This is a genomic window from Pedobacter sp. 10L46_2, from assembly GCF_056395165.1.
The window spans coordinates 1-2,304 of sequence record NZ_JBFTIZ010000035.1 but is presented as its reverse complement, the minus strand read 5'-3'; the positions used below and the strand labels follow the sequence as shown (position 1 = coordinate 2,304).

Genomic DNA, 2,304 nt, shown 5'->3' with positions numbered 1-2,304 from the left:
ATACTGGCCAAACAGCGTCATGATCTCATAAGTCTGATCCTGCTTCATTCTTTCTGGCCAGAGCAGGTTGGCTTCCTGCCATACCGGTAATTCTATCCCGAGCGCTTTTGCGATTGCTTCTTCGCTCAAACCGCTTCCCAGTTTGGCGCATGCGGCACTGTAATCTTCGAGGCTAATCCCATGAATGGGTTCTAATAATGGATTGTTCGACATAATAATATTTATAAATGATTAATGCTATTATCTTTTAGCAGGCGGAGATAGAACTTTTCATTTTCTTCTTCCATATCTGGGGTAATTTGGTTCCATTGGTCAAACATTGCACGAAGATATTGCTGGTATAATGCAGGATCTTTAGGCTGCCGTTCCTCATAGATTTTTAACAAATGTGCAGTACGCTGTTCGGCAAGGCTGCGTGCATTATGCAAAACCATCTGTGCACCGCTGGACGGCATAAAGGTATTCTGTGTCTGGCAATACAAGCAAGTCACATACGTTGCGATGAAGAACATTTTGGAGATCGCTATTTTTCCTCCGCATTGCTTACAGGTGAACTGGTCTTTTATTAACGCAAATGAAGCTAGTTGCTCCTGGTAAAATGCCTCCAGATCCTGTTGACCGGCAGCTTCGCGTAACAATGAAGTATAATCGTRACATCGCTTTTCAAAAGCATAATGGCGGTTGAAACAGGCCTCTCTGAAATCGTTCGATGTAAACACCCCTGATGAATATATCAGACCAAGAATCTTATCCTCTTTTACTTCATTTGCTTGGTCCTGCATCCGGCGTAACTGGCCCAGCAACCCTGCCAGCATGCGGCCGTGTGCTCTTTTATACGGGTCCTGATCCTCTTTGAAAATCGCTTTCAGCTCCGGAATGGCAGCGTTACACATCTCTCCCATCCTTACTTCCAGCTTTTCCAGAAAAACAAACCATCGTTCTTGTGTTTGCCTTAACAGTTCTTCCATTATGAATTATTGTCTTTCTTTATATGAATACCGTCTGTCAATTTACTATCCATGAAGCGGAACCCACAATATGCACAATTCGTCAAACCATCGCGGTAGGCCCTGCCGGCACTGCAATTAGGGCAATCACGTATTTCCATCCGCGCTGCTTTGTCCGGTATCTCTCCTCCATAATTCGTTTGGGAAAGGGCTTGTTGCTTCAGCTTTTCCACGTAGGTCAGCGTCTTTTTCTTTTCTTCCTCTGCCATATCTACAGGAGTTTTAGCAGCTCTTCTTTCTTAGTAGCATATTCTGCTTCATCAATCAGTTTTTCATCAAAAAGCAGCTTCAGCTTCTTCAAGCGGGTAGTGATATCATCCGTAGGCTGGGGCTGGCTAGCAGGCTGCTGCTGGTGATTCAAAATCATTGAAAGTGCAGCTGCCTGTTTAGCTGCGTCGTTCAAAGCAGTATGGTCTTTTCCGATAGCATTAGCCGTGTTGAATTGAGAGAATTTGTTCATATCATCTACCATATTCATTCCGGTAACAGTATCATAATGTTTTAGCACCTCTTCTGGCAGCGTAGCACTGGCGATCAGAAAGTTGGTTACCTCCAGTCCGAGTTGGCTAAAATAAGGCTGAATAAGCGGCTGCACCTTTTCGTTCAAAACAGAGAGATTTCCCGCCACATCTATCACTGCAATACCTGCCTGTGCCAGCACTTCCGCAAATTTTGCTGCAATGAAGTCCCGAATTCCCCATTCCAGTTCGGCAATGGTTAGCCGAGGATAGGTACCTGCGTATTCTTTAAAGAATTTTCCTACTTCTTTTATACGGAGATTGAACGAGCCGAAAGCACGGACACGCACTTGTCCAAATTGCTTATCTCTCATTAGCACTGGCACTGGTGTTCCCCATTTAAGGTTGATGAACTGGTGCGTATTAAAAAAATAAACATCAGCCTTGAAAGGACTTTGGAAACCGTATTTCCAACCTTTCAAACGTGTCAGCACCGGAATGTTTTCTGTTTCCAGTTTATATTTTCCAGCGGAAAATACATCTGCCAGCTGGCCTTCATTCAGAAATAATGCAGACTGGCTTTCCCGAACGGTTAATATTGCACCATTCTTTATTTCTTTGTCCCCATCTGCAAACTTCCACATCAACATGTTCGGATCGGGGGTTACAGATTCTATGATCTCAATAAACGGTAATTGCATACTCGGATTAGCTAATAATGAAGAATGAATAGAATTTGATAAGTACAAAATTCTGAACATTGGAATTGATTTCCAAGGTTTAGCTGTCTACAAAACAGCTACACAAAACACTAAAAGCATCTACATACCGTCTACACC

At 43.3% G+C, this 2,304-nt stretch carries 3 protein-coding genes and 1 pseudogene; all 4 read right to left on the bottom strand.

Annotation, left to right across the window (positions count from 1 at the left end):
• Positions 1-213, bottom strand: a pseudogene (locus tag AC1DDX_RS06005) (DUF6620 family protein); the annotation flags it as partial.
• A gap of 8 nt (positions 214-221) precedes the next feature.
• Positions 222-968 carry a hypothetical protein gene (locus AC1DDX_RS06000; RefSeq protein ID WP_477621863.1) on the bottom strand — a complete coding sequence of 249 codons (747 nt, stop codon included), beginning with the start codon at positions 966-968 and terminating at the stop codon, positions 222-224.
• Positions 968-1,216: a hypothetical protein gene (locus AC1DDX_RS05995; protein ID WP_172663659.1), complete on the bottom strand. Its 249-nt coding sequence runs from the start codon at positions 1,214-1,216 to the stop codon at positions 968-970. Before AC1DDX_RS05995 ends, AC1DDX_RS06000 begins: the two co-directional genes overlap by 1 nt.
• A 2-nt stretch (positions 1,217-1,218) precedes the next feature.
• The gene (locus AC1DDX_RS05990) at positions 1,219-2,166 is read right to left on the bottom strand and encodes an SPFH domain-containing protein (RefSeq protein WP_288880316.1); all 948 of its coding nucleotides are present in this window, start codon (positions 2,164-2,166) and stop codon (positions 1,219-1,221) included.
• Between the last annotated feature and the right edge of the window lie 138 nt (positions 2,167-2,304).